Raw genomic sequence first — 23,013 nt, 5'->3', positions numbered from 1 at the left:
TCCCCCTTTATTTCCGCAGCGCGTGCACGCCGCTTTTGACCGTCTCGGCAAGCGTCGTCGCCGACATCTTGGGCAGGTAGTAGTACTGGCCGAAAGCCGCTTCGGCGATCTTTTCGGCAAATCCGGTGGAGGTGAACTTGTTGGCCGTATCGATGACGAGCATGGAAAAACCCTGCTCCGGGATCTTGCGGCTGAGCGCTAAGATCTCTTCGTTCAGTTGCTCCCGGTTTTTGGGACCCTCCTCGGGGTGGAGGGGGATGTTGCCGCGGCCGTCGGTGATCAAGGTGATGATCACCTGTCCCACATCGCTGCCGACACTCTTGACGCCCAGTTCAAGGGCTTGCGCGATAGCGTCGGCGAGAGGCGAACCGCCGCCGACAGGCACCTGGTCGAAGCGCTTCTTCGCCAGTTCGACGCTGCGGGTAGGCGGCACGATAACCTCCGCCTTCTGACCGCGGAAGATGATCATGGCGACTTTGTCACGATTGACGTAGGCTTCATTCAACAGCACCGAGACGGCGCCCTTGGCGCTGCTCATCCGGTTGAAGGCCATGCTTCCGCTGGCGTCCACAACGAAGATGATCAATGCGCCTGACTTGCGGACGAATTGTTTCGCCCGCAGGTCCGAATCGGTGACGATGACCTCGCGGTTGCCGAACTTGCCGGACCGTCGCCGCTCCTGCTGGTAGGGCGCAGCCGCCCGCAGTGTGGCGTCGACGGCGATCCGCGAGGGCTTGCCCGGAGGCGGCAACAGTGCGCGGGCGTAGCGTCCCCGCTCCATGCTCTTCTGCTTGCCGTGAGCGCCGCCGCGGGCCTGCCGCTGGGCCTTATTCTGCAAGGAGAGCAGTTCGTCTTCAACGGGGACGTCCTCAGCGTCGAAGAAGAACTCCTCGGGCAGGGTCATCGTCTGCTCGTCTTTCGGCGCTTCCGGCGGCGGGTCTTCCTTGTTGTCTCTGTCCGGCTCGGGCGGTGGCGGAGGCGGTGGAGGGGGCGGCGGCGGTTGTTGCGCTTCTTCTTCGGGAAGGTCGACAGTCTGCCGCGGCTTGATCACGAGTTCGACAGCCAGGGCGAGGTCGATCGGCTCGACAGCCATCCGGCCCTCCAGGGCCGCGTGGGCTTTGGCGAGACGGACGGCGAAGAGATCGCCCCGATGACCGGGAACGCCCCGTTTCAGTGACTGACCGATCAGGTAGAGGACCTGGCTCTCCGTTATGGTGACGGCAGGCAGGCGTTCGCGCGCCCCGTCGATCTTGCGCAGCAGATCGCTCTGCTCGTCGGCGTACAATTTTTCAAAAGCCTCCGGCTCATCGACGAACAGTTCCTGGCGGCGCATGATCTCGATGCGCTGTTCCAGGTCGTCGATGACGCCGCTTGTCACATGAATCGCGATACGGTCAGCCAGATGGCCCCGCAGGGCGCCCTCGTCCGGGTCGTAGGTCCCAACGAGGACAAAGTCGGAAGGATATTGAACGGAGATGCCCTCCCGTTCGAGGCGGCAGATCCCCGACATGGCGTCGAAAAGGGAGTTGACGAGCCCGTCGTCCAGCAGGTTCAACTGGTCCACGTAGAGGACGCCGCCGTTGGCCTCGCCGATGAGACCCGGCTGCCAGGCCCGGGCGCCGCCGGCCAGGGACTGCTCCACATCGATGGCGCCGAGCAGACGGTCTTCCGTGGCGCCGAGAGGGACCTCTATGAAGGGGGCTTCCCGGCAAACAACAGGTAGGCTGCCGCCATCGCTGAATTCACTACCGCCGTACTGTTCGCGGCAGCGGCTGCACCAGCTGGCCGGTTTGTCCGGGCGACAGTGGCAGGGACAGCCCCGGATCTGTTCGATCTTCGGCAGCAGCTGCCGGAGCCCGCGGGCCAGGATGGTCTTGCCTGTTCCGCGCGGCCCGGCGATGGCCACCCCTTTTAAGCCTGGATCGACGGCAACGAGGAGCAGCGCTCGTTTGATGCCTTCCTGTCCGGTGATGGCCGCCAAGGGCAGGCTGTTTGTCTTCATGCTCCCGCCTTCTCAACTCCGAAAATCTGGGCCACTTTTTCTTGAACGCGGCGGCCGTTGTCCATTGTCGCCAGCGGATCCTTGCGCAAGCGGTGGCGCAGTCCGAGGACGGCAATGCGGGCTACATCGTCGTCACAGACCTCCGTCCGGCCTTCAAAGGCAGCGAGGGCTTTGGCTGTCCGGGCCAAGACCAGCTCGCCCCGGTGGCCGTCGATCTCCAGGTCGATGCAGAGCTGGGCGATCTTCAAGAGCACCTCATCGCCGATGGTCACATCGCCCAGGATCTCTTTGGCCCGGCTGATCTTGGCCTGCAGTTCCGCCTGGGGCGCATGGAATTTTTCGATGAAGCTCTCCGGGTCGTTATCGAAATCGCTGCGGCTGCGAATGATGGCGACGCGCTTCTGGGCGTCGCGCAAGGTGCGGATCTGGGCATGGAGGCCGAAACGGTCGAGCAGCTGGGGACGCAGTTCCCCTTCTTCCGGGTTGCCCGAACCGACGAGGACGAAGCGGGCCGGGTGGCGGATGCTGATCCCTTCCCGTTCGACCACGTTGACGCCGGAGGCGGCGCTGTCGAGGAGGACGTCGACGAGGTGGTCGTCGAGGAGGTTGACCTCGTCCACATAGAGGAAACCGCGATTGGCTTGGGCCAAGAGGCCCGGTTCAAAGGCTTTGACCCCTTCGGCCAAGGCCTTCTGGATATCGATGGTGCCGCAGACGCGGTCTTCCGTCGCGCCCAGCGGGAGGTCGACGACGCGGGTCTTGCGGTACGTGATGGGCAGCGCTTCCCCTTCTGCCATCCGTTCGCGGCAGCTGGGGCACATCTCGCTTGTTTTTTCCGGGTGGCACCCGAAGGGACAATCGGCCACCGAAGGCACTTCCGGCAGCAGTTCAGCCAGCGCGCGGACCGTCGTCGACTTGCCCGTCCCCCGATCGCCCATGATCATGACGCCGCCGATGCGCGGGTCGATCACGTTCAGGATGAGGGCCAGTTTCATCTCTTCCTGGCCGATGATCGCCGTAAAGGGATAGGTCGGCACTTTGATCTGCGCCGGCTGCCGCCGATCGCTATGGTTCGATGGTTGCGCTTGTGTCATCGCGTATCTCCTCCCGTCGGCAATCACCGGTTGCCTTGATTTCCCTTGCCCTCGAAATAGGCCTTGGCGGCGTAGATCACGTCCAGCGTGACCTCGCTGTACCCGCGCTCGCGGGCATAATTCTCGGTGTTGCGCTGCACTTTTCCTCTTACGAAAAAGGGTACCTGCTTTAAGGCCTTCTCGGCCTCGGCGTCCCATTGCAATTCATCGACGGTTGCAACGGCGCCCGCAGCTCCTGTCGGAGCTGTCGCGGTGCCTCTTGCCGCGGCGGACGCCGCTTCCATCTGCCTTTCCGAGGCGGTGTCTTCTCCGAACATGTTGACCAGGTGTTCTTCCAGACCGAGTTTGATCGTCTGGTTGATCGTGTCGAGCAGGCGGGTCATCCCCCGGTAGCCGAGGACCGGCGCCGGAAAGAGGGGGAAGTTGAGGATATGGGCAGGACTGCTGATGACGATGCAGGGCAGTTCATAGCGGGCGGCGCTGTGCCGCTCCATCTGGGTGCCGAAGACGATGTCCGGTTGGGTGTCGCGGATCTTCCGGCTCACGGCCTGGAAGTCGTCACAGACAAAAGCTTCATCGGTCAGGGCGGCGACAGCCTCGGTGAATTCGTCCTTCCAGGCGGTCATATAGGTGCCGGCCCACACCACCTGTAGGCCGATCTCGCGCAGCAGGTAGGTCGCCCCGACAGCGTGGCTGAAATCGCCGAAGACGACAGCCCTTTTGCCGAAGAGGGACGATAAGGCGTCGACCGACTTGGTGAAGCGGGCCAAGGCGCCGGAAGGCGCCAAGTGGCGGCGGATGTAGGGCGTCACATCGATGCCGGCCTGTTCTCCGAGGGCGCGCAGGAAGCGGCCCGTCTGGCGGATCCCCATGGGGGTGATGCTTATGTAATCGATGCCGAAGCGCTTACGCAGGTACTCACAGGTTTCACGGCCGTATTCGCGGTAGAGGCAGATGTTCAGGTGAGCACGAGTCAGGCTCCGCAACGTCTCCACTGTCGCCCCATAGGGGATGACGGCGTTGACGCCGATGCCGATCTCCTCCAGCATGGTCCGGATTTCGTTCAGGTCGTGGATCTGGTGAAAGCCGAGATAGGAGGGGCCGATCAGGTTGACGGTGAAACGCTCCGTCTTCGGCTGTTCGACGGCGAAGGCAGCGACCATCTGGGCCAGAAAGTCATCCATGGCGAAATGCTCCAGGTCCCGAAAGGCGTTCACCTGGGGCACGATCAGCCTCGCCTTTGTTTGGCGGCCGAGGCTGTTCGCGACAGCCAGCAGGTCTTCCTGCAGCAGTGTCGACGAGCAGGTCGGCGTGATGACGATCACATCGGGCTGGTGCAAGGCGTCGACACGGCGAACCGTTTCCACGAGGCGGGCTCTCGAACCCCGGGCCATCTCCCGCCGACCGATGGGCGACAGGGTGAAGGGCGGGAGTTTATGAAAGCGCTCCAGCATGGAAAACATGACATTGATATAGCCGTCCCCCTGGGGTCCGTGGATCACCGTATGCACCTTGGGCATGCTGCCGGCGACCCGAGCGATCCCGGACAGGGCGGTTCCTTCATACATCCAGTAGGCGAGTTTCACGACATCCACCCCGCTTCCGTCCAGCCCTGCTCAAGCAGCGCCTGCCGTTTCAAGAGCGGTTTGACAAAGAGTTTAATCAGATCGATGGCATTGACGAAGCCGTGGATCTGGGCAAAGGTGAATTCAATCGACCATGCCGTCGTATAGCCGGCCGCTTCGAGGGGATTGCAGATGCCGAGGCCGGCCACGATCAGGTCGGGTCGGAGACGGTCGATGCGTTCCACCTGAGCGGAGAAATTGGGACTTTCGACGATAGGCACGCCTTTTTCCCGAAGTCTGGCGATCTCCTCAGATAAGTCCTTGGCGTGGACATAGGGCGTGCCGGCTTCAACCACTTCGGCGCCGCAGGCGGTGAGAAAGCGGGCCAAGGGGATCTCCAGCAGGTTATCGCCGAGGAACATGATCCGCTTGCCGCGCAGGAGAGCCCGTTGGCTCTCCAAGCTGCGCCAGGTTTGGGCCTCCCTTTCTGCGACTGGGGAGGCGTCAAGGCCGAACTCGGCGCAGATGGCTTCCAAAAAGCGGGCCGTGCCGTCAGGACCGATGGGCAGGAGTGTCGTCAACACCTTGGCTCCCCGCTCGCGGCGGAGGGTGGCCAGGGTGTCGCTCAGATAGGGCTGCAATGGGACGATGACGGTGTGCTCATTGATCACCGGCATGTTCGTAATGTCTCCGCTCGGGAAGACGTCGACCCTTTCCAGACCGAGTTGTTTCAATTCCCATTGCAGCTGCTGGGTCGTCGAATCAGTGACGGCACCGACCAGGACCAGGTTGCGCGTCGGCGCCGCCGGGACACTCGCCTTGTTCCCCTCATCCTTGCCGAAGGAAAACCAGCTCCGTTTTTTCTCTTCCACGACTGCTACCTTCGGATCCTCCTTGGGAACAAAGGGAAGCAGCGCATGCAGCACCGCATCCTCCCCTTGGGTGAATGTCCGGTCCAGGCCCGAGGTCTGAACGGGCACGACAGGGAAGCCGAAGCGGATGGTCAGGTCTTTGCTGGAGTTCTCCAAATCGAGTTTCAGGATATCACAACTGCAGGTGCTCAGCAGGAAGATCACTTTCGGTTGCCATTCGGCCTTGATATCTTCGACTACCTTCGCCAGTTCCGCTGTCGGCGAGGCCGCCACCAGATCCGACTCCTCCAGGACGGCGAAGCCGAAGCGGGAATGGGCGTAGACCATGACGTCGAGGGCTGTCTGGATGAAATGGGCGCAGGTGTGGGTGCCCACGATCAGAAAGAAGGAGTCCTTGATCTTGCGATGGAGCCAAGCGACACTGGCTATGGGACAGAAGGTGTGGAAGCAGCCGTTTTCCCGTTCGATCCCTTCCACGGCAGGTCCTCCCCTCGAAAGAGTTCAAACATTTCCCGTGTGCCGACGGCGTTGGGCACAACGCCGTCGGGCTGACTGAGGAGATAGGCCGCCATCTTGCGAAACTCGCCTGTCATCTCGCTGACGGGTTCCCCCATCTCTTCCAGTTCAAAGAGGGTATACCCCTTGACACGAGACTGGCGCACCTCTTCGTTACGGGGAACAACGCCCATCAAAGGGGCTTCGATCCGCCGGGTGAAGGTTTCGAGCAGGTCCACTTGGTCACAGCGGTTGCCGATAACGCCGGCAAGTTTTACATCATAACCGGAGGCGTTTTTCTCCACAATGCTCTCGCAGATGCGGTTGGCCGCGAAGAGGGCGTCAAAATCGTTGGAGGAGACGATGCAAGCAAGATCAGCATATTGCAGTGGCGTCGCAAAGCCGCCGCAGACGACATCGCCTAAGACATCGAAGAGGATCACGTCATATTGGCGCATGATATCAAGCTTTTCGAGGAGCTTGACCGTCTCACCGACAACATAACCGCCACAGCCGCTGCCGGCGGGCGGTCCGCCTGTCTCAACGACACAGACGCCGGCGTAACCCTGGACGACCAGATCATCAGGTTCGATCGATTCATAGTGGTAGTTGAACTTATCGAGGATCTCCACCACCGTCGGGATCATTCTCCCGGCGATGGTGAAGGTGGAGTCGCTCTTGGGGTCACAGCCGATCTGCAGCACACGTCGGCCCGTCTTGGCGATGGCCACGGCCAGGTTGGACGTAGTGGTCGACTTGCCGACGCCGCCTTTTCCGTATACGGCGATAATCATATCTTCATGCCCCTCACGGCCTCAGGCGTCGTCTCAATGGAAGGCAGATCGCGGGGCGCGCCGCAGGCGGAGATCTCCAGATCCTTCGGCGCCCCGCAAGCGGTGATGATGCCGAAGTCCTCATCCACCTGAACCTGTTTGGCCGCCTTGATGCGAGCCAGTTCTTCCTTGCTGACGATCTTAGACTGATCGAAGCCCAAGTCGATTTCGGTGTGGAACCCTTTTCGCTTTACCCGTCCGATGTCGTAAAAGCGTTTGGTGGCTGTCATCTTCAAAAAAGCCTTCAGGCAGCCCATCATGTACTTGCGCTTAAAGGGGTCCTTGATAAAGGGATAGTCGAGGAAGCTCTTGCGCATATAGAAGCGGGCATAGCTGCGAAGCACGCCTTTGAGGACATCTTCCCGGTCCATCTCGTCGGGTTGCATGATCGGCGTGACGAAGTTGTACTTAGAATAGTCGCGGACCTCGACCTTGTCGCCCAGTTCCTCAAAGAGCTCTGAGAAAGGCCAGGGCGTGTACATGTTCCAGTTGACCATGTCGGCATCCCAGTAACGGGCCAGTTGGAAGGTCTCTTCAATCGTCTTCGGCGATTCGTTCTCCAGGCCCATGATGAACTGCGCCTCGGCGACCATGCCGTTGGCCTTGATCATGTCGATGGCCCGCTTGTTCTCTTCCATCGTCGTTTCCTTGCGGAAACGGTCGAGGTTCATCTGAGTGGCCGCTTCGGTGCCGAGGGAGATGTGAACGAGGCCGGCCTTGCGGTAGAAGGGTAACAGGTGGGCGTCGCGCAGGATGTCGGTGACGCGGGTGTTGATGCCCCAGTGCACGTCGAGCTTGCGGTCGATCAGTTCCTGGCACATGGCCACAAACTTGTCGCGGTTGATCGTCGGTTCCTCGTCAGCGAGGATAAAGAAGCCCACCTTGTGGTCTTTGACGAGCGTCTCGATCTCATCTACGAACTTCTTCGGGTGACGTACCCGATAAGTGCGCCAGAACTTCCACTGGGAGCAGAAACGGCAGGTAAAAGGGCAGCCACGGGCGAAGTTCGGCACAGCCACACGGCAGTTGAGGGGTATATAGATGTACTTGTCCCAGTCGAGGATGCTCCAATCGGGCGTCAGTCCGTCCAGGTTTTTGATCGGCGGATGGGCCGGCGTGGCGACGACCTTGCCATCCTCCATATAGGCGATGCCCAAGATGTCCTTGCGATCCTTCAGATCAGTCCCGGCGGCGATGGCGTTCATCAGGTTGACGATGATCTCTTCACCCTCGCCGCGGACGATATAATCGATCTCAGGTGTCTCCGTGAGAATCTGACTGTACATAAAGGTGGGATGGATCCCACCCAGGATGGTCTTGCAAGCAGGGTTGCTCTGCTTGGCGATGCGCAGGGTGTCCTGCGCTTTATAAATCATCGGCGTAATCGCACTCGCCATGACCACATCCGGCTGGTTCTTCCGGATGATTTCAGCTAGCACGTCATCTGGTAGATCCTCGGTCATTGCATCGATGAATTTCATATTGGTGTAACCGGCTGCCTTTAACGATCCGCCGATATAGGGCGCCCAGCTCGGCGGCCAGTTCCCAGCAATCTCGGCGCCACCGCAATGGTAGTTAGGTTGGATCATCAGTATGCGCATGTCAAGCCTCCTAGTCATCGTTTCGGCTTGATCTCTAACAACATCGCGTTATAAATGATGTTAGAGACCAGCTTTTGGCGAGTAGATTGGTAGCCCAGTGTATTCAAAATGGAGTGGATCTCCGAAATCGGATGCAGGTAGGCGCTGGTTGTACGGGAGCTTCCCGACATCCGCTCGCCTACGGATTTGAGGAAGCGAAACCATGCGGTCGACGGTGCGAAGGTGATATAGGCCCGTTCCCGGGCGCGGCCCAGTGTATGTTCCAGCAAGGCGGGCAGGTCTGCAAGGGGATAATGAATCAACACATCCATCGAAATGAGGATGTCATAATTTCCTTTTTCTGAGACTAAATCGCTGACCTCAAAGGTGAGGTTGTCTCTTCCGCCGTTGCGGGCAGAAGCCATTTCGATCATTTTCGTGGAAATATCAATACCTTTGACGATAGCGCCCTGTTCGGCGAGGATCTCTGCGAGAAAACCTGCGCCGCATCCGGCATCGATGATGCGCTTGCCCGCTACCGGCCCGATCCAGTCCAAAAGGCAGCGGTGGATGGCTTGACGACCTTCGATGAGCTTGCGCTGGGCAAAGTTTTTGCTTTCTCCTTTGCTGATGGACGCCCATCGCTGAAAGGCATCGCCGTCAAAATAATTTCTCACCTGTTCCTGTTGTGCCCAATAGGAATTCAGTTCGTTTGCCATGGCCTCCACCCCCTAGAATCGTTCGTTGTTGCCGGCCTGGATCAGGCCGTTTTTTTCCGCAAGCGAGATAAAACCCCTGCGCCCCTCTCAGGGCGCAGGGGGTGTAGGAACGAAATGGACTTGGTGTGATTACACCATGGCCAGAGCCCACATGCAAACGATGGTCATCTTGAAGAACAAGAAGCAACCGATCGCTTTGCCTTCTTTCAGGCTGAGAGCACGATTGTACATTTTGCCGGCAAAGCCGACGCCGACTTGCTCGTGAGCCCACTTCAGAACCATGGCGCCCTCGTCGCGGGAACCGCGATACTGGAACAGCATGGAGAAGGTGAAAGCCCAGATGAAGTGGGCGCCCAACAAAGCCTGGATCATGTGACCGTCATAGCGGGAGAACATGGCCGTGGTCTGCTGGATGATGTAGGAGAAGTAGCCCATGTTGGTGAGCGGGGACAGCTGATGGAGCGGGTTGTGGGAGTTGAAGGTGGCCAGCGCAGCCTGGTAGATGTCATTGTAGGGAGCGGCAACGGCTACGAAGGAGCCCATCCAGCAACCATCAATGTAGAACCAGGCGGGAGCGATGACCTGGAGGGAGAAGAAAATGGCCAAGTAGAACTGGTCAACGAGGGAGATGGAGCAGGTACCGCCGTAGGCAGGGCCAAGGCAGGGGAATTCGCCGTCGCGCTTGGCTTTCATGCCAACCTTGGTGGTCCAGGGCGAAACCTTGCTGAAGAATACCATCCGCCACATGGGAACCATGGTGAAGTGCAGACCGCCGGCGATAGCGTGGGCGGCGACGAATTCACTGATGGAGCCCTTGGAGCCGAAGATGGCGTCATGGAGCGGGGTGCCGATGTTGATGTAGGTCATGTGAGCGAAGAGGCCCGTCTTGGAAGCGGCATGGATGTCAGCGATGGTGTTGTGCGTAGCGATGCCGTAGGAGACGAAGATCGGCAAGAAGGCGCCGAACATGATCAGGGCGAGGAACTTCTTCTGGAACTCATGGTCATAGCAACGCTTGATGAACTTGAAGTCCTTCATTTCTTCTGCCAGCTTGGGATCGTTCAGAACCCGCAGCATGAAGTGCGCGCCATGGAAGACGCCGCCGATCCAGAACATGATGCCCATCACCAGGTGACCCAGGATGGCTTGCTTGACCAGCAGGCCGGGGTTAGACTGGGCGATCATCTTGAGCTCAGGGCCGGCATACTGGGAGACAGCGTATTCACGCATGAAGCCGAAGCCGAGTTGGGGATGTTGCCAGATGATCATGGCGAAGACGACGGTAGCGAAGTGGAAAGCGAGGATCTGGCAGCTAACGGACAGAACAGCTTCCCAGTCTTTTTCGAAGAAGGCAAACCGCTTGGTGTTAAAACCGGCGAAGTAGTGGAAGATGCCGCCAAGGAAGAAGACAGCGCCGAAAGCGACGTGGTTGCCAGCCATGGTGGCGGGGGTGATGGGTCCGAACATGTCGAAGCTCAGACCGGTGGGCTCCAATTTGCCGGAGGGTCCGAGGATGCCGTAGAAGGCCATGTGCAGACCCCAGAGGGTGGCGATGAGCGCGAAGAAGTGGAACTGGGCGACCAGGGCTTTCCCCATAGTCACTTTTTCCAGGAACTTCTCTTCAGCAGGGGATTTGACGTGACCAAAACCCCAGAGTATGATGGCGGCAAGCAGGTGCATCCGGGCGACAAACAGCGCATCGGGGCTCAGCGCGGTCGCATCAAGACCCAGTTGATAAAGACGAGCATAAAACATGGTAGCGGGAGCCCACAGTACACCTTGGGTCGCGGGATCCCAGCTCAGGTGATGGACGAGAATGAAAGAGACCATAGCGGCGACGTTGCCCAGGTGGTTGATGTGGGCTTTCAGAACGGCACCCCGGGTAGCGGGCACTTTGTCTTTGAAGTACTCAAAGACCTGCGCCCGGGGGTTAAATGCCATTTCGGCAGTGGCCATCAAACACGACCTCCTTTTCAGATGTTTTAGATGATTGGGTGCAGGTCAGCAGACGGTTCCCCGGGCTGGCGAAGTAAAAGATTGTATTAAGGCCGTATTCCCATTAGGCAACCTTCCGCGGCACCCCGTCCGATGGATCTCTGTCCCTTTCTCACCTCCTTCTTTTCGCCTGCCGAAAGACGACAGGCTTTGTCCCCCTTGCGTCCACCGCGATGATGCCCGGCCGATGATGTCCCATTATTTAAGGGTAAACGCCGCAGCCATCATAGAAAGGATGAAAAAACTGTTTGCTGTGGCGTTGTACCAGGGGGCCAACCGCTTAGGGTCTTTTTTCAACTTCGGTTGAAAGGGCAATTGGGCCAGCAGCAATGCGACGAGGACAGCACTGCCGATGTAGTGTCCCTGGGCGGCGACGTAGAGCGCCACCAGGAGCTGCGAGGCCATGAGCATGTTCAAAGCAATCTTGACGGCGCCTTCGACGCCGTACATGACGACCATCGAGCGCAATCCGCAGGCCTTATCGCCCTCGACGCTCTTAAAGTCGTTCATGGTCATAAATCCGTGAGAACCGATAGCGTAGAGGAAGGCGACAATCGTCTGTTCCGGCGTTACGCTGTCAAAGAGGTAATTGCCGGCGATCCAAGGCAGGGTCACGTAGGTGAGCGCGCAGGCCGTATTTCCGAACCATCCGTTTTGCTTCAACCGCAGCGGCGGCGCGCTGTATATGTAAGCGATGAACAGACCGACGAGAACCAACAGGAAAATCTCGATGGGAAAAGCGATATACGATACCACCAGAGCCGCAGCAGAGAGAACCGCCACGTTGGTCAGGGCAAGCCGCTTGAACAACTCTGGAAAGCGAGCACAAGGGCGGTCAGGCTCGTTGATGGCATCTACATCGGCATCATAGTAGTCATTGATCGATTGGCCCATGCCTAGGACCAGGGGACCGATGACGACCATCAACAACAGGCTTCGCAGGAAAGTGTCCACGCTCAGATCTGCACCGGCGGCGCCGACGACGCCACAACCGACAGACCAAACGGGGCCAATCCAGGTCAAGGGTTTCGTCAGTTGAAGGCGTACCCGCCAGATGGAGAGGGGCTCCTGCGAAGGGGTTGTGGTCGGACTCTGACTTTGGCGATTGATGTCGACACTCATCTCGGCACACCCACTCTTCTCTTTTTCGGGAGCCAATAGGGGTCTTATCATCTGTATATGTATTGGAAAAGGACGCTCTCTATGTCACCGTTATGAGCATCATCTGTTTTACGAGACGTCCAATCGAATCTCGTATACACAAGCGGGGGCGCCCTTTGCGCTGCATGCCGTCTCTTTGACGGTCGCCTCTTTATCGACGAGGGTGCGAATCAATGTTTGGAATGTGCCCTCGTAAAAAGCACAGATCGGTTCGTTCGCTGACAAGCCGCGACAGGAAAGGCAGCGCTCGATCGTGATCCTCGGACGGTCTCCCATCGTGAAACGATAGCTGCCGGTGCCCACAAAGGTCCAAGCGTTTTTCTCTATCGCCGAGAGCAGCATCTTGAGACCGGCGCGAACCGGGAGTATCCGCAAGATCCACTGAATCGGAAGGGGGATACGATGCTTCAGGAGGTAGGCAGCCGTCAACTCCCCGGAGCGCCGCAGCAACTGCGTCAACTCCTGATTGCCAAAGCTGGCCTGGATGGAACGCACCAAGTCGTTGAACTCCTGCTCGTCCACCATCTCAGCAGGGAGCTTTTGCGTCAAGTCACCCCGTCCGACGTTGACCAAAAATTCCGCTGTTCTACCTTCTCCGTAGCGTTCTTGCAAGGCCGCCACGGTCTGTATGATCGAATTGGGGCCAATTTTTCCGTATGTATGGGTTGCGATGTCGTCCACCCCTCAAAAAAAGAGGAGCCGCCGAACACAGGCGTTTGTGGTTGAATTATACAGCATAATCCAACATCGATCAACCTTTTGCATTCGCAAACTCCTCAAAAATCTTATACTTAGATTCTTCAAGAATCCTTGTGCAATCTTTAGGGATTCATGATCCAGATAAAATAATTCAGTACCGCCTCGTATCCAACGCGAAAAAAATAGGGGATCATCAGGATTCCTGCCCACTTCGAAAGGCGATAAAAGTAGAAGGCTGTCGCCAAGACAGCGCCTTCCAAGAGGATGATCTCGATGAAGGCGGCAAAAGGCGCTTTGAGCTCAAAAAAGATCCACGACCACATGATGTTCAAGATCAATTGGGCGAAAAAGTAACCAAGGGCATAGCGCTTTTCCTTCTGTTCCGGCTGACGCCAGATGAGAAAAAGCGAGAGGCCCATCAGGGTATAGAGGAGCGTCCAGACGGGATAGAAGGCGTCGTTGGCAGGATTAAAGGCCGGTTTGGCCAGTCCCGCATACCAAATGATCGACTGAATGGTGAATTTTGCGCCGATCAGGCTGGCGATCTGGCAGACGGCGATGCTCGCGACGAGCCGCAGCGCATCCATCGCCATGTTCGTGGCAGTCCTCCATCGCTCCGGCCTCGTTCCCGCCCCTACCGCGCCGTTCAAATCAGAGGAGATTAGCGCTTTTTCATAGCTGCGGTTGTGTATGGCAAACCCTCCTCGCCGATTACTCAAGCCACTTCATCTCTTTTTTGACACGGCCTGTTTTTTTGTCATGGCGGTAAACGAAGCGGATGAAACCGTACCCGCCAGTCGCGAGACCGAAGATTGCGAAGAAAACGGTCCAAAGGCTCACCGGTTCGCCGACGAGGCTGCGCCGGATGACCGTCAGGGCCAGATCCAGAAAAAAGGTGGCAACGACAGCAAAAAACAAGAGGAAGAACAGATGTCGCCATTGCCACAGCAGCATTACTGTCTTCCTCATCAACATTCCCTCCAGTAGGTGTTATTTCTGCCTGTCTCTTGCTGTCACGATCTCTGAATCGTCGAAGGACAAATTATTGCTTTTTATCGCCGTCGGCAGCCCCGGTGTCTTTCGACTTCGCTTTTCCTTCTTCTTTCTTCTCCGCAGGATCGTATGGCACCTGCTTGCTGCGCAAAAATGCGACAACATTGCGAATATCGGGCGAATCGGGATAGGGCGGCATGTTCGTGCCGGGGCGCCCCATGATGATCGACTGGAGGATGAATTCGTCAGACGCCGAGTTCAGATAACCGGGGTCAAGCAGCGCAGCGCCGATGCCGCCTTCACCTTTTTGACCGTGACAGGCGGCACAGGCAGTCTTGTAGAAGGCTTCGCCCTTGACCGGATCGCCGGCGACCTTCTCTCCCGTTTCAACGGGCGCTGAGATCTCGGGATGCCAAGAACGCATATTTTTGATGATCAAATTGACCTTCTCATCGGGCAGTTTTTGAGTGTCGAAATGGGGCATGGCGTTGGTAGCCAGGCTGGGACGACCCAAGCGAATCGACTTCAACAAGTAGTCATCGGAGGCCACTTTCAAAAAACCTTCGTTGTTCAGGGTCGCCGCTTTGACACCCTGGACGCCCTTCCCGTCTTCACCGTGACAGGAGGCGCAATGGGTCTTATACAACTCATGGCCCCGCACCAGTTCCCCTTGGGCTTGCCAAGTTGGCGCCAGTAGGATGCCGGCCAAGAGAAGGCCCGTGGAGCCGAACATGACGAATTTACGGGTTCCCAATTTCTCTCCCCCTTGTCCTTATCGAAATGCCTGTCCCATCCGCGCTAGCCGCCGATCTGCAGGGTAGCCCCCATATAGGTCAAGATGGCGACGACGATCATCATGACTGTGAAGACGGCGACGCCGATGGGGCGTTTTGCCGGATGACGTTCCTTGCTCCGTTCCAACCAGGGCACAAGGAAGAGCGCCAGGACCATCAGGCCGGGAATGGTGATGCCCAACAGTTTGTTGGGGACCTGCTCCAGGATGACATACGCCCAGAGGTAGTACCACTCCGGCTTCAGGCCGATCGGGGTGACGAGCTTATCGGCTGGTTCAGCCATCTCTTTCGGCAGCACTCCCGAGAGGATGAACAGGATACCCACAAAAGCCATCGCCAGGGCCGCTTCTGTGGTGATGTGAACCGGTATAAAAGGAACGGTAAACCGTTTCTTCTGGTTATCCATAAGGGGCGACCTCCTTTTACATCGGATCCGAGATGCCCTGGACCCGGATCATGATAAAGTGCGCAACTAAGAAGCCGATGGTGATGGCGGGCAGGATCATGACATGGAGCACGTAGAAGCGGCTGAGCATCTCGGCCGTCACCTTGATGCCGCCTTGCATCATGATCTTTAAAGTCGGACCGATGACAGGCAAGGTGTTCGCCGTTTCAGCGCCGATGACGGAAGCCCAGTAGGACAGTTGCTCGTAGGGCAAAAGGTAGCCCGTAAAGGCCAAGCCGAGGCTGAGCACCAGCAGGAAGCAACCGGCGACCCAGTTGAGTTCCCGCGGCTTTTTGAAGGCGCCTGTGTAGTAGACGCGCAGCATATGCAGGAACACGAGCAGGATCATCAATTGGCAAGACCAGTGATGCATAGAGCGGATGACGGAACCGAAGCGGACTTCGTTGGTGATCATCTGAACGCTGGCAAAAGCCGCTTCCGGCGTCGGCTTATAGTAAAAAGCGAGAAAAACGCCAGTGAGGCACTGAATGATGAAACAGAGCAGCGTCAAGCCGCCGAGGCAGTAAAATATGTTCAACGTATGGGAGGGGACGGGGTGTTCGGCGATGTCCTTGGCGATGCGACCGATGCCGGGCATCCGTTCTTCCAACCAGTTCATTCGTTACACAGCCCCCTCTTTGACAATGATATCGCCGTTTTCCTTGACTTCCACAGCGAGGCGGACAAGCGGCTTCGGCGGCGGTCCGCCGATATTGGTTCCTTCGGGGTCGAACTCCCCGCCATGGCAGGGGCAGATCAGCTTCTTCCCTTCCAGGCTGCCTTTAGGCACGTCTACCGTACAACCGAGGTGGGTGCACTTTAAGGTGTAGGCGATGACCTGATCCTTGATCTTGACGGCCATGCAGGGGATATCGTTGTAATCGAAGCGCAGCGCCTCCATCGGCTTCAGCTCGGCCAGGGTGCCGATCTTCTTCGGCGCCGGCGGCTGCAACAGGGAGTCGGGAGGATAGACGTACTGACCGACAGCGGCCAAAGGAGCGCCCAGGGCGGCCAGCGTGGGGATGGCGATGATCCCGCCAAGGAATTTCCTCCTGGAAACGTTTGAATCCATCAGTCTTTTACCTCCTTATAGCCGGTGCCGTCAAAAACGGCCACGCGGAACGAGTAGAGGGCCGCCCCGAAATCGACGAACAACAGGCCTATATAAACGGCAGCACCATTGTAATCGCCGACGGACCATTTCTTCACCATGAGAAAAAGCAGCGCAACTGCGACCAGGGTCAACAGGATCAGGTTAAGCGACCCTGCTTTGTAATCCGGCGCTTTCAAAAATACCCCCCCTTAACATTACCGGCTGCTGCCGGCGGATCCTTGTGTAACCTGTTTCCCGACCTTGTCCCTAAAGACCGACAAAAGTGAAGGCTCACATCGCTCCCTCCCCTCTGAACCAGCGTTCTGCTTGTACATGACGTCGTCTCAACTGGGCTCATAGCGGTCGATGAGGAGTGGGACAGGGCCGACGGCTCCGGAAACGGGCGTTCCCGTCAAGCTGTGATGCATTTCCCGCTAAAGTATAATAACACGTTCTTTTTTCCCTGTATAGACCATGAACAAAAGTACTACGTATACGTGATAGACCACACAGAAAAAGAGCCCCTTGCGGGGCTCTTCGCCACTATGTACCCTGTCCTGCGAATGAAACACTCACTATTTCCGTTCGGCCAGGAACTTGGCAACAGCCTTCTTCTCGTCGTCAGAGAGCGTGGTGGCCGCGGGCATGGTCGCTTGCAGACCTTCACCAACGGGGTTTACCAGGATCTTGTAGATCTTCTCTTCGTTGTACTTGGCGCCGACCTTATCCAGGTTGGGGCCGACCTCCAGCGCGCCTTCCGTGCCCAGCTTGTGGCAGGTGATGCAGGCGCCTTTGCCGGTGTAGAGGGCCTTGGCGTCAAGGCTGGCAGCAGCGGACTTCGCCTCGGGAGCCTTGTTTTCCGGAGCTTTGTTCTCCGGAGCCTTTTGCTCAGCAGCCGGAGCGGGCTTCGGAGCTTCAGCAGGCTTGCTGGAGCTGCTGCTGCAGGCGGTCAGGGCAACCATGCTGACGCCCAGGATGGCCGCGATGCCGATAAGCTTGAAATTTTTCATTATGATTTCACCTCCTTGCTGAATAAACACTTTTCATTATAAAGAACCTGTTATTATCCTCAACGCCCAAATTTGGGCGTTTTCGGCAGAACCCACGCATCTTTAATAAAAAAGTCTGCTAATCCCCTGTCTGAGGCGCTGTTGGAGAATTGTCATGAAAACGCGACAATTCCCACGGGAAAATGGATGTAATTAGATTAATTTCCAGAAAATTTTAAAGGATTCCCGTTACCTTTGTCGAAGTGAGTGGTTGCAAAGCAAAACACTGAACAAAGGGGGAATCCTCAGTGCAAAGCGTAGCACAGCCACTCGAAGAAGTCCAGAAAATTTTTTGTAGAACACCTGGTGGAAAAAAAGCGGGCCGACTAATTCAACATTTTACGCAGTACGCCTCAAAGGTATATGGCTTTTCGCAGATGGTCCGTCAAGCAAAGGATGGTCGCAAACAACCCCGTATCAAAGCCCCAGCCATTTTTACCGTCGCTTTTTTTGGCGCCTTTTTCTGTATGGAAAGTATGGAGCAGATGGACCGTTGGCAAAAAACCGGGGTATTCCGTCAATTGGTTCCCAAAAACATTCGATTGCCATCACATGATACGGTGCGACAAGCCTTGATGAAATGGGATCTAAAAGAGCAACGAAAGCAGCATAACTGTGTGATCCAGCGATATAAGGAGCAACGCGGCCCGCAGAAGGAAAGCATCAATGGTTGGCGAGTGACTGCCATCGATGGCGTGGAGTTATTCCACACCAAGGCCTATCGTTGTCCCGAATGCCTTACGCGCGAACACCGCGACAAAACCACCGACTATTATCATGCGGTCGTAGTCGCTCAACAGGTTGGCGGCAACGCGAACCTGATTTATGACTGGGAAATGCGAAAGCCTCAGGATGGGGTGGACAAGGATGAAGGAGAAACCACCGTCGCCCAACGATTGATCCGACGTATGGCCGAGACCTATGGAAAAATAACGGATGTATACACGTTAGACGCGCTGTTTGCCAAAGCACCCGTCATTCATGCCGCTCTGGATGCAGGCGCTCATGTAGTTGTTCGCATGAAAGAAGAACGTCGACGGATAATGAAAGAGGCAAATGCCTGCTTTGCGAACCGGCTTCCGGACTCCACTTGGGAAGAAAGAGATGGAAAAGGGAATACCGTTTACGTTCAAGCTTGGGACGAAGAGGGATTGGCACAATGGCCGCAAGTTCGCGTGCCCATGCGAATCGTAAAAATCATTCGTCATACCAACAAGACAGTCATCGAAGCAAACAAAGAAGTCTTTGTCACTGATGTGGTGGAGCGCTGGATAGCAACCACATGCTCATCCGAAAAAGCGGATACCCAGACGATCGCACAAATTGCCGCCGCTCGTTGGGATATTGAGAATATTGGATTTCGCAACCTTAAGACGTTCAACGCCTTGGACCACTGCTTCGTGCACGATTCGGTGGCGATCAAAGCGATGATCGGATTTCAAGTGCTGGCTTTTAATCTTAAGCGATTGTTTTTCTTTCACCACCTCCCTGCCTCTCGTCATCGAGATGTGCCGCTTCGATATCTCATTGATGAGATGCGCGAAGCGACGAGGTGGGTATCTTTACATCTATATCGTTGGGTCTGGGAGTGGGGCTTATCTACTGCCTAGCTGACCAAGGGTGAAAGGGTGGGATTGCCTATCGAAGCACTGGTATAAACAAGGTGTTTTTTTCCATAAACTTGCGTAGGATAAATGCAACTGTCGACTGGATAATTTAAACATTTAAAGAGAGAATTGGTATCGCCATTAAATCGGTTAACCGTAAGAGGTCGCTCATTTGCTTGGTGCTATTTCGATTGCGTAGGTTCTGCGTTTTCGGCAGAAAATCCTCGATTTTTCATCCATTTTTCAGACATGCTTTGTATATCTTTTAATAAATATTTGTTAAAAATAATAGCCAATATAATTCGAAGAGTCAATGCCCAAATGCCGCTTTAGCCGCCGTGATTTTGCCGGGACGACTCCACCACATGCAACCGCGGTGCAGCGTGTTTCTGGCGCTGTCCGGGCACGTCGAGGCAGAAGAGGTTTTGCAGGATTTCCGAGTAGAGATGGCCTTCGGGCGTAGCGGCGTAGTGCCGCAATCGGGTGATCGGATCATGAAGCAGTTGATTGACGATGGAACTGGCCAGAGAGCCGACGAGCTTTTTTTCCTTCTCCGACAGATGCTTCAGCTTGCTCAAGGCCCGGCCCAGTTCTTTTTCCCGGATCTGGTTGCCCTTTTGCTTCAGCGAGACGATGGTAGGGATGACGAAGAGGGAGTTCAGCCAGCGCAGGAATTGGGTGATCTCGCTTTCGATGATCTCCTCCGCCTCGATGGCCGCTTTGCGCCGCTCCTCCAGATTGCGGTCGACAACGTGTTGCAGGTCGTCGATGTCGTACAGATGCACCCCGGAGACCTGCGCGACCTCGGGATCGATGTCGCGCGGCACGGCGATATCGATGAGAAATACAGGCTTGCCGCTCCGCCTCTCCATGACCTCTTCCATCATGGGCCGGCGGATGACATAGTGGGTGGCCGCCGTACAGGAGATGACGATGTCTGCCTCGGCCATCCGAGCATGGACTTCATGGAAGGGGATGGCCTCCCCGCCGCAGCCTTGGGCCAATTCTTTCGCCTTTTCAACGGAGCGGTTGGCGATGATGATCCTCTCCACGCCTTGGGCGACGAGATGCTTCAAGGTGAGCACGCTCATCTTGCCGGCACCCAGCACCATGGCGGAACGGCCAGCGAGGCCGCCGAAGACCTGTTCCGCCAGTTCGACGGCCGTATAGGAGATGGATACGGGGTGCTGATCGATACCGGTCTCCGACCGCACCCGTTTGCCTACGGTGATGGCCTGTTGGAACAAGGTGTTGATGATCCCGTTGCTGGCCCGCTCGTTGCAAGCCCGCTGGTAGGCTGCGCGCACCTGACCCAGGATTTGCGTTTCACCGAGCACCATCGAGTCGAGGCCCGAGGCGACGCGGAAGAGATGCCGGATGGCGTCGTACAGCGTATGTACGTAAAAATAATTGGCAAAATCGGAGGGCTGCAAGCGGCCCCGTTCGATGATAAACCGTTTGACCGCCGCCAGTCCTGCTTCCAAGTCTGTGCATGCGCCGTAGATCTCTGTCCGGTTACAGGTAGCGAGGATACAGCAGCCTTCAATGCCGGTCATGCCTTCCAATTGGGTTAGTGCTTCTGAGATTTGTGCTTCAGTAAAGGAGAGCTTTTCACGGACCTCCACAGGCGCCGATTTGTGGTTCAGTCCGACTGCGAAAATGAACATGGCACCACCCTCTCATTCTATGGAAATGCAAGCCTTGTCCAGCGATGAAAGGAGCGCTCGCCACAACAAGCGCGACGGGCGCATCATGAATTCCGTACGAATCGTCCGTCCTTTCCCATTTTACTCGATCCGATCGATTTGTAAAAGTCCCGAATAAAAATTGCCTATGTTTTTTCTCGGCTTTGTAATACCGGACGGGCTCACTGTTTATGGTGCGTTATCGGAAAATCGGGGGGTGTATTGACTCCGCTCGCTAAGGGCTGCGCGGCTGTGCGCTTGATTGCTCCGCGGGCGCGCCAAACCTCTGGGGCTTTTCTGCATGTCATGGCGCGCTTTTCCGCTGACGACGCCGCTCTTCCCAAATCGCTCGCTCCGCCAATCCCCCCCAGATTTCACGTATAGCGAAACCGTTCCTGCGACACCCCTGAATGATCCCCAAAAAAGAACATGCCAAAGGCGCCAGACATTTGCGTCCGAAAAAAGCGACGCGCAGAAAAACAAAAAGGCCTCTCCGTAAGCCGGAAAGGCGCTTCAATGGCAGATGGTGACCCGTAGGGGATTCGAACCCCTGTAACCGCCGTGAAAGGGCGGTGTCTTAGACCGCTTGACCAACGGGCCCCTTCTTTGGTAGCGGTGGTAGGATTTGAACCTACGACACTACGGGTATGAACCGTATGCTCTAGACCAACTGAGCTACACCGCCAGATTTGGTTGCGGGGGAAGGACTCGAACCTTCGACCTTCGGGTTATGAGCCCGACGAGCTACCAACTGCTCCACCCCGCGTCAATCAGAAGACAGTCTACCGCTGTCGACCACTGTATTATGCCATACCGTAGGCACTTCTGTCAAGAGCTTCGGCAAAATAAAAAAACAACGAAAGGCAGGCCAAATTAATATAAAATAGTACTGTCGATAACGCTGCTTACTGACGGAGGTGCCCCTTTGCTATACTCACCGCGCATGTTGGTCGGCCTTTGGGCCGGCAAGACGGCGATCTGGCTGAACCGCCGCATCGGGCACGGCGGCACATCCTTCCCCGGCGGATTGGGCCGCCGCATCGCCCCCGGACTGCTCTCCGCCCTGGCCGCCCAGTTGAAACGGGGGGCCATGGTCATCACAGGCACGAATGGCAAGACGACCACGTCGAAGATGCTCGCCGAGATGATCGCCGCGTCCAAACTGACGCTGACCCACAACCGCGCCGGCGCCAACCTGGTCGGTGGGATCACGGCCGCCTTCATCGAATCGGCCAGCATCGGCGGGTCCATCGCCAGCGATCTCGGGGTGATCGAGGTCGACGAGGCCACCATCCCCCAGTTGGTCCGGGAGGTGCGTCCCCGCGGCGTCGTGGTGACGAACTTTTTCCGCGATCAACTGGACCGCTTCGGCGAACTGGACAAAACGGTCACCCTCGTCGAAGAGGCTTTGGCGCTGCTTCCGCCCCAGTCGGTGGCCATCCTCAACGCCGATGACCCGCTGGTCGCCTCTATCGGGCGCCGCTACCGAGGAAGGGTCTTCTACTTCGGCATCGACGACCGATCTTACGGCAGCCGGGAGATGACCCAGTCGGCAGAGACGCGCTTCTGCCGCCTCTGCGGCCACCCGCTCACCTACGACTGGTTTTTCTTCGGCCAACTGGGCCACTACCGCTGCGTCCACTGCGGCTTTCAGCGGCCCCAGCCCAAGATCAGCGTCTCCGCCATCGAACTGAAAGGCGAAGAAGGCTCCGCCTTCACCGTCAACGCCCCCCGGGGCAGCTGGCGCGTCGAGCTCTCCACCCCCGGCTTCTACAACATATACAACGCCCTCGCCGCCACCGCAGCAGCGCTACGGCTGGATCTGCCCGAGCCATCGATCCGGGCCGGCCTGCAAGGCTACAGGACAAACTTCGGCCGCATGGAGCGGCTGGAACTGGCTGACGGCCGCCGCGCTTTTTTGGCGTTGATCAAAAACCCCACCGGTTGTGACGAGGTGCTGCGGACCCTCGCCCAAAACCGGGGGCCGAAGCGCCTGCTCGTGATCATCAACGACAACGCCGCCGACGGGCGAGACATCTCTTGGCTCTGGGACGCCGATTTTGAAGCCCTCGCCCCGATCCTGCCGGAACTGCGCAGCGTCTCCACCTCGGGGCTGCGCGGCGAAGACATGGCCCTTCGCCTCCACTACGCCGGCGTGCCGGCAGAAGCCATTTCCTATGAGCCTGATATCCATCAAGCCATCGCCGCCGCGCTGGAGATGAGCCGCCCAGAAGAAACCCTCTACATCCTGCCGACCTATACCGCCCTGTTGGAGTCAAAAACGGCGCTGGCCAACCTAGGCCATTCGCCCCGCTACTGGGAGGAATAGCCG

General features: G+C 57.3%; 21 protein-coding genes and 3 tRNA genes. 2 read left to right on the top strand and 22 right to left on the bottom strand.

Annotation, left to right across the window (positions count from 1 at the left end; all coding sequences use genetic code 11):
- Window positions 1–7: 7 nt before the first annotated feature.
- From bchD to HM1_RS14530, 18 genes are all read right to left on the bottom strand, one after another.
- Window positions 8–2,002, bottom strand: a complete 1,995-nt coding sequence (gene bchD, locus HM1_RS05850; RefSeq protein WP_012282387.1) for a magnesium chelatase ATPase subunit D — start codon at window positions 2,000–2,002, stop codon at window positions 8–10.
- Entirely contained in the window at window positions 1,999–3,096 is a 1,098-nt protein-coding gene (gene bchI / locus HM1_RS05845) for a magnesium chelatase ATPase subunit I (RefSeq protein ID WP_012282386.1), read from the bottom strand. The genes bchD and bchI overlap by 4 nt, the downstream gene beginning before the upstream one ends.
- 23 nt (window positions 3,097–3,119) lie before the next feature.
- The gene (locus tag HM1_RS05840; RefSeq protein WP_049754052.1) at window positions 3,120–4,691 is read right to left on the bottom strand and encodes a ferredoxin:protochlorophyllide reductase (ATP-dependent) subunit B; all 1,572 of its coding nucleotides are present in this window, start codon (window positions 4,689–4,691) and stop codon (window positions 3,120–3,122) included.
- Window positions 4,679–6,010 carry a ferredoxin:protochlorophyllide reductase (ATP-dependent) subunit N gene (bchN, locus tag HM1_RS05835; protein WP_012282384.1) on the bottom strand — a complete coding sequence of 444 codons (1,332 nt, stop codon included), beginning with the start codon at window positions 6,008–6,010 and terminating at the stop codon, window positions 4,679–4,681. The genes HM1_RS05840 and bchN overlap by 13 nt, the downstream gene beginning before the upstream one ends.
- A complete protein-coding gene (bchL, locus tag HM1_RS05830) occupies window positions 5,959–6,822 on the bottom strand; it encodes a ferredoxin:protochlorophyllide reductase (ATP-dependent) iron-sulfur ATP-binding protein (protein WP_012282383.1) in 864 nt (287 codons plus the stop codon). The genes bchN and bchL overlap by 52 nt, the downstream gene beginning before the upstream one ends.
- On the bottom strand, window positions 6,819–8,462 hold the full coding sequence (gene bchE / locus HM1_RS05825) for a magnesium-protoporphyrin IX monomethyl ester anaerobic oxidative cyclase (protein ID WP_012282382.1): 1,644 nt from the start codon (window positions 8,460–8,462) through the stop codon (window positions 6,819–6,821). Before bchE ends, bchL begins: the two co-directional genes overlap by 4 nt.
- A 14-nt stretch (window positions 8,463–8,476) precedes the next feature.
- Complete coding sequence (gene bchM / locus HM1_RS05820) at window positions 8,477–9,160, bottom strand: magnesium protoporphyrin IX methyltransferase (RefSeq protein WP_012282381.1); 684 nt, start codon at window positions 9,158–9,160, stop codon at window positions 8,477–8,479.
- Window positions 9,161–9,289: 129 nt separating this feature from the next.
- Complete coding sequence (locus tag HM1_RS05815) at window positions 9,290–11,116, bottom strand: reaction center core polypeptide PshA (protein ID WP_012282380.1); 1,827 nt, start codon at window positions 11,114–11,116, stop codon at window positions 9,290–9,292.
- A 237-nt stretch (window positions 11,117–11,353) separates the two neighbouring features.
- Window positions 11,354–12,277, bottom strand: a complete 924-nt coding sequence (gene chlG / locus HM1_RS05810; protein ID WP_012282378.1) for a chlorophyll synthase ChlG — start codon at window positions 12,275–12,277, stop codon at window positions 11,354–11,356.
- 108 nt (window positions 12,278–12,385) lie between these two features.
- Complete coding sequence (gene bchJ / locus HM1_RS05805) at window positions 12,386–12,997, bottom strand: bacteriochlorophyll 4-vinyl reductase (RefSeq protein ID WP_012282377.1); 612 nt, start codon at window positions 12,995–12,997, stop codon at window positions 12,386–12,388.
- A 140-nt stretch (window positions 12,998–13,137) separates the two neighbouring features.
- Window positions 13,138–13,608, bottom strand: coding sequence for a TspO/MBR family protein (locus tag HM1_RS05800; protein WP_012282376.1), 471 nt, complete (start codon window positions 13,606–13,608; stop codon window positions 13,138–13,140).
- Between the two features lie 118 nt (window positions 13,609–13,726).
- Entirely contained in the window at window positions 13,727–13,984 is a 258-nt protein-coding gene (locus tag HM1_RS05795) for a hypothetical protein (protein WP_148207094.1), read from the bottom strand.
- Window positions 13,985–14,057: 73 nt separating this feature from the next.
- Window positions 14,058–14,762, bottom strand: a complete 705-nt coding sequence (locus HM1_RS05790) for a c-type cytochrome (RefSeq protein ID WP_041313426.1) — start codon at window positions 14,760–14,762, stop codon at window positions 14,058–14,060.
- 44 nt (window positions 14,763–14,806) lie between these two features.
- Window positions 14,807–15,208, bottom strand: coding sequence for a cytochrome b family protein (locus HM1_RS05785; protein ID WP_012282373.1), 402 nt, complete (start codon window positions 15,206–15,208; stop codon window positions 14,807–14,809).
- A 16-nt stretch (window positions 15,209–15,224) separates the two neighbouring features.
- The gene (gene extP / locus HM1_RS05780; RefSeq protein WP_012282372.1) at window positions 15,225–15,866 is read right to left on the bottom strand and encodes a selenite/tellurite reduction operon b-type cytochrome ExtP; all 642 of its coding nucleotides are present in this window, start codon (window positions 15,864–15,866) and stop codon (window positions 15,225–15,227) included.
- 3 nt (window positions 15,867–15,869) lie between these two features.
- Window positions 15,870–16,319, bottom strand: a complete 450-nt coding sequence (locus HM1_RS05775) for a QcrA and Rieske domain-containing protein (protein ID WP_012282371.1) — start codon at window positions 16,317–16,319, stop codon at window positions 15,870–15,872.
- Window positions 16,319–16,537 (bottom strand): hypothetical protein, encoded by a 219-nt coding sequence (locus HM1_RS05770; RefSeq protein WP_012282370.1) that lies wholly within the window; start codon window positions 16,535–16,537, stop codon window positions 16,319–16,321. The genes HM1_RS05775 and HM1_RS05770 overlap by 1 nt, the downstream gene beginning before the upstream one ends.
- Window positions 16,538–16,915: 378 nt before the next feature.
- The gene (locus HM1_RS14530) at window positions 16,916–17,350 is read right to left on the bottom strand and encodes a c-type cytochrome (RefSeq protein WP_012282369.1); all 435 of its coding nucleotides are present in this window, start codon (window positions 17,348–17,350) and stop codon (window positions 16,916–16,918) included.
- Between the two features lie 287 nt (window positions 17,351–17,637).
- On the opposite strand from HM1_RS14530, the gene HM1_RS15135 reads away from it, so the two are divergent.
- Complete coding sequence (locus tag HM1_RS15135) at window positions 17,638–18,999, top strand: transposase (protein ID WP_012281426.1); 1,362 nt, start codon at window positions 17,638–17,640, stop codon at window positions 18,997–18,999.
- A gap of 326 nt (window positions 19,000–19,325) precedes the next feature.
- On the opposite strand, the gene hemA is transcribed toward HM1_RS15135, so the two are convergent.
- The 4 genes from hemA to HM1_RS05740 form a co-directional block, all read right to left on the bottom strand.
- Window positions 19,326–20,663, bottom strand: a complete 1,338-nt coding sequence (hemA, locus tag HM1_RS05755; RefSeq protein WP_012282367.1) for a glutamyl-tRNA reductase — start codon at window positions 20,661–20,663, stop codon at window positions 19,326–19,328.
- Between the two features lie 542 nt (window positions 20,664–21,205).
- Window positions 21,206–21,281 (bottom strand) — tRNA-Glu (locus HM1_RS05750).
- A gap of 7 nt (window positions 21,282–21,288) precedes the next feature.
- Window positions 21,289–21,366, bottom strand: a tRNA-Met gene (locus tag HM1_RS05745).
- A 5-nt stretch (window positions 21,367–21,371) separates the two neighbouring features.
- A tRNA-Met gene (locus HM1_RS05740) sits at window positions 21,372–21,447 on the bottom strand.
- A gap of 159 nt (window positions 21,448–21,606) precedes the next feature.
- On the opposite strand from HM1_RS05740, the gene HM1_RS05735 reads away from it, so the two are divergent.
- Window positions 21,607–23,010 carry a Mur ligase family protein gene (locus tag HM1_RS05735; RefSeq protein ID WP_012282365.1) on the top strand — a complete coding sequence of 468 codons (1,404 nt, stop codon included), beginning with the start codon at window positions 21,607–21,609 and terminating at the stop codon, window positions 23,008–23,010.
- The last annotated feature ends 3 nt before the right edge of the window (window positions 23,011–23,013 follow it).

Source organism: Heliomicrobium modesticaldum Ice1 (assembly GCF_000019165.1).
Classification (GTDB): Bacteria; Bacillota; Desulfitobacteriia; order Heliobacteriales; family Heliobacteriaceae; genus Heliomicrobium; species Heliomicrobium modesticaldum.
The sequence above is the reverse complement of the archived record's forward strand: the minus strand, read 5'-3'. Positions and strand labels throughout refer to the sequence as shown.

What these genes read in the sequence shown, in the direction of transcription:
- bchD (WP_012282387.1), bottom strand. Translation starts at nt 2,002, where the DNA reads ATGAAGACAAACAGCCTGCCCTTGGCGGCCATCACCGGACAGGAAGGC.
- bchI (WP_012282386.1), bottom strand. Translation starts at nt 3,096, where the DNA reads ATGACACAAGCGCAACCATCGAACCATAGCGATCGGCGGCAGCCGGCG.
- bchL (WP_012282383.1), bottom strand. Translation starts at nt 6,822, where the DNA reads ATGATTATCGCCGTATACGGAAAAGGCGGCGTCGGCAAGTCGACCACT.
- bchE (WP_012282382.1), bottom strand. Translation starts at nt 8,462, where the DNA reads ATGCGCATACTGATGATCCAACCTAACTACCATTGCGGTGGCGCCGAG.
- bchM (WP_012282381.1), bottom strand. Translation starts at nt 9,160, where the DNA reads ATGGCAAACGAACTGAATTCCTATTGGGCACAACAGGAACAGGTGAGA.
- HM1_RS05815 (WP_012282380.1), bottom strand. Translation starts at nt 11,116, where the DNA reads ATGGCCACTGCCGAAATGGCATTTAACCCCCGGGCGCAGGTCTTTGAG.
- chlG (WP_012282378.1), bottom strand. Translation starts at nt 12,277, where the DNA reads ATGAGTGTCGACATCAATCGCCAAAGTCAGAGTCCGACCACAACCCCT.
- HM1_RS05800 (WP_012282376.1), bottom strand. Translation starts at nt 13,608, where the DNA reads ATGGCGATGGATGCGCTGCGGCTCGTCGCGAGCATCGCCGTCTGCCAG.
- HM1_RS05795 (WP_148207094.1), bottom strand. Translation starts at nt 13,984, where the DNA reads ATGAGGAAGACAGTAATGCTGCTGTGGCAATGGCGACATCTGTTCTTC.
- HM1_RS05785 (WP_012282373.1), bottom strand. Translation starts at nt 15,208, where the DNA reads ATGGATAACCAGAAGAAACGGTTTACCGTTCCTTTTATACCGGTTCAC.
- extP (WP_012282372.1), bottom strand. Translation starts at nt 15,866, where the DNA reads ATGAACTGGTTGGAAGAACGGATGCCCGGCATCGGTCGCATCGCCAAG.
- HM1_RS05775 (WP_012282371.1), bottom strand. Translation starts at nt 16,319, where the DNA reads ATGGATTCAAACGTTTCCAGGAGGAAATTCCTTGGCGGGATCATCGCC.
- HM1_RS14530 (WP_012282369.1), bottom strand. Translation starts at nt 17,350, where the DNA reads ATGAAAAATTTCAAGCTTATCGGCATCGCGGCCATCCTGGGCGTCAGC.
- hemA (WP_012282367.1), bottom strand. Translation starts at nt 20,663, where the DNA reads ATGTTCATTTTCGCAGTCGGACTGAACCACAAATCGGCGCCTGTGGAG.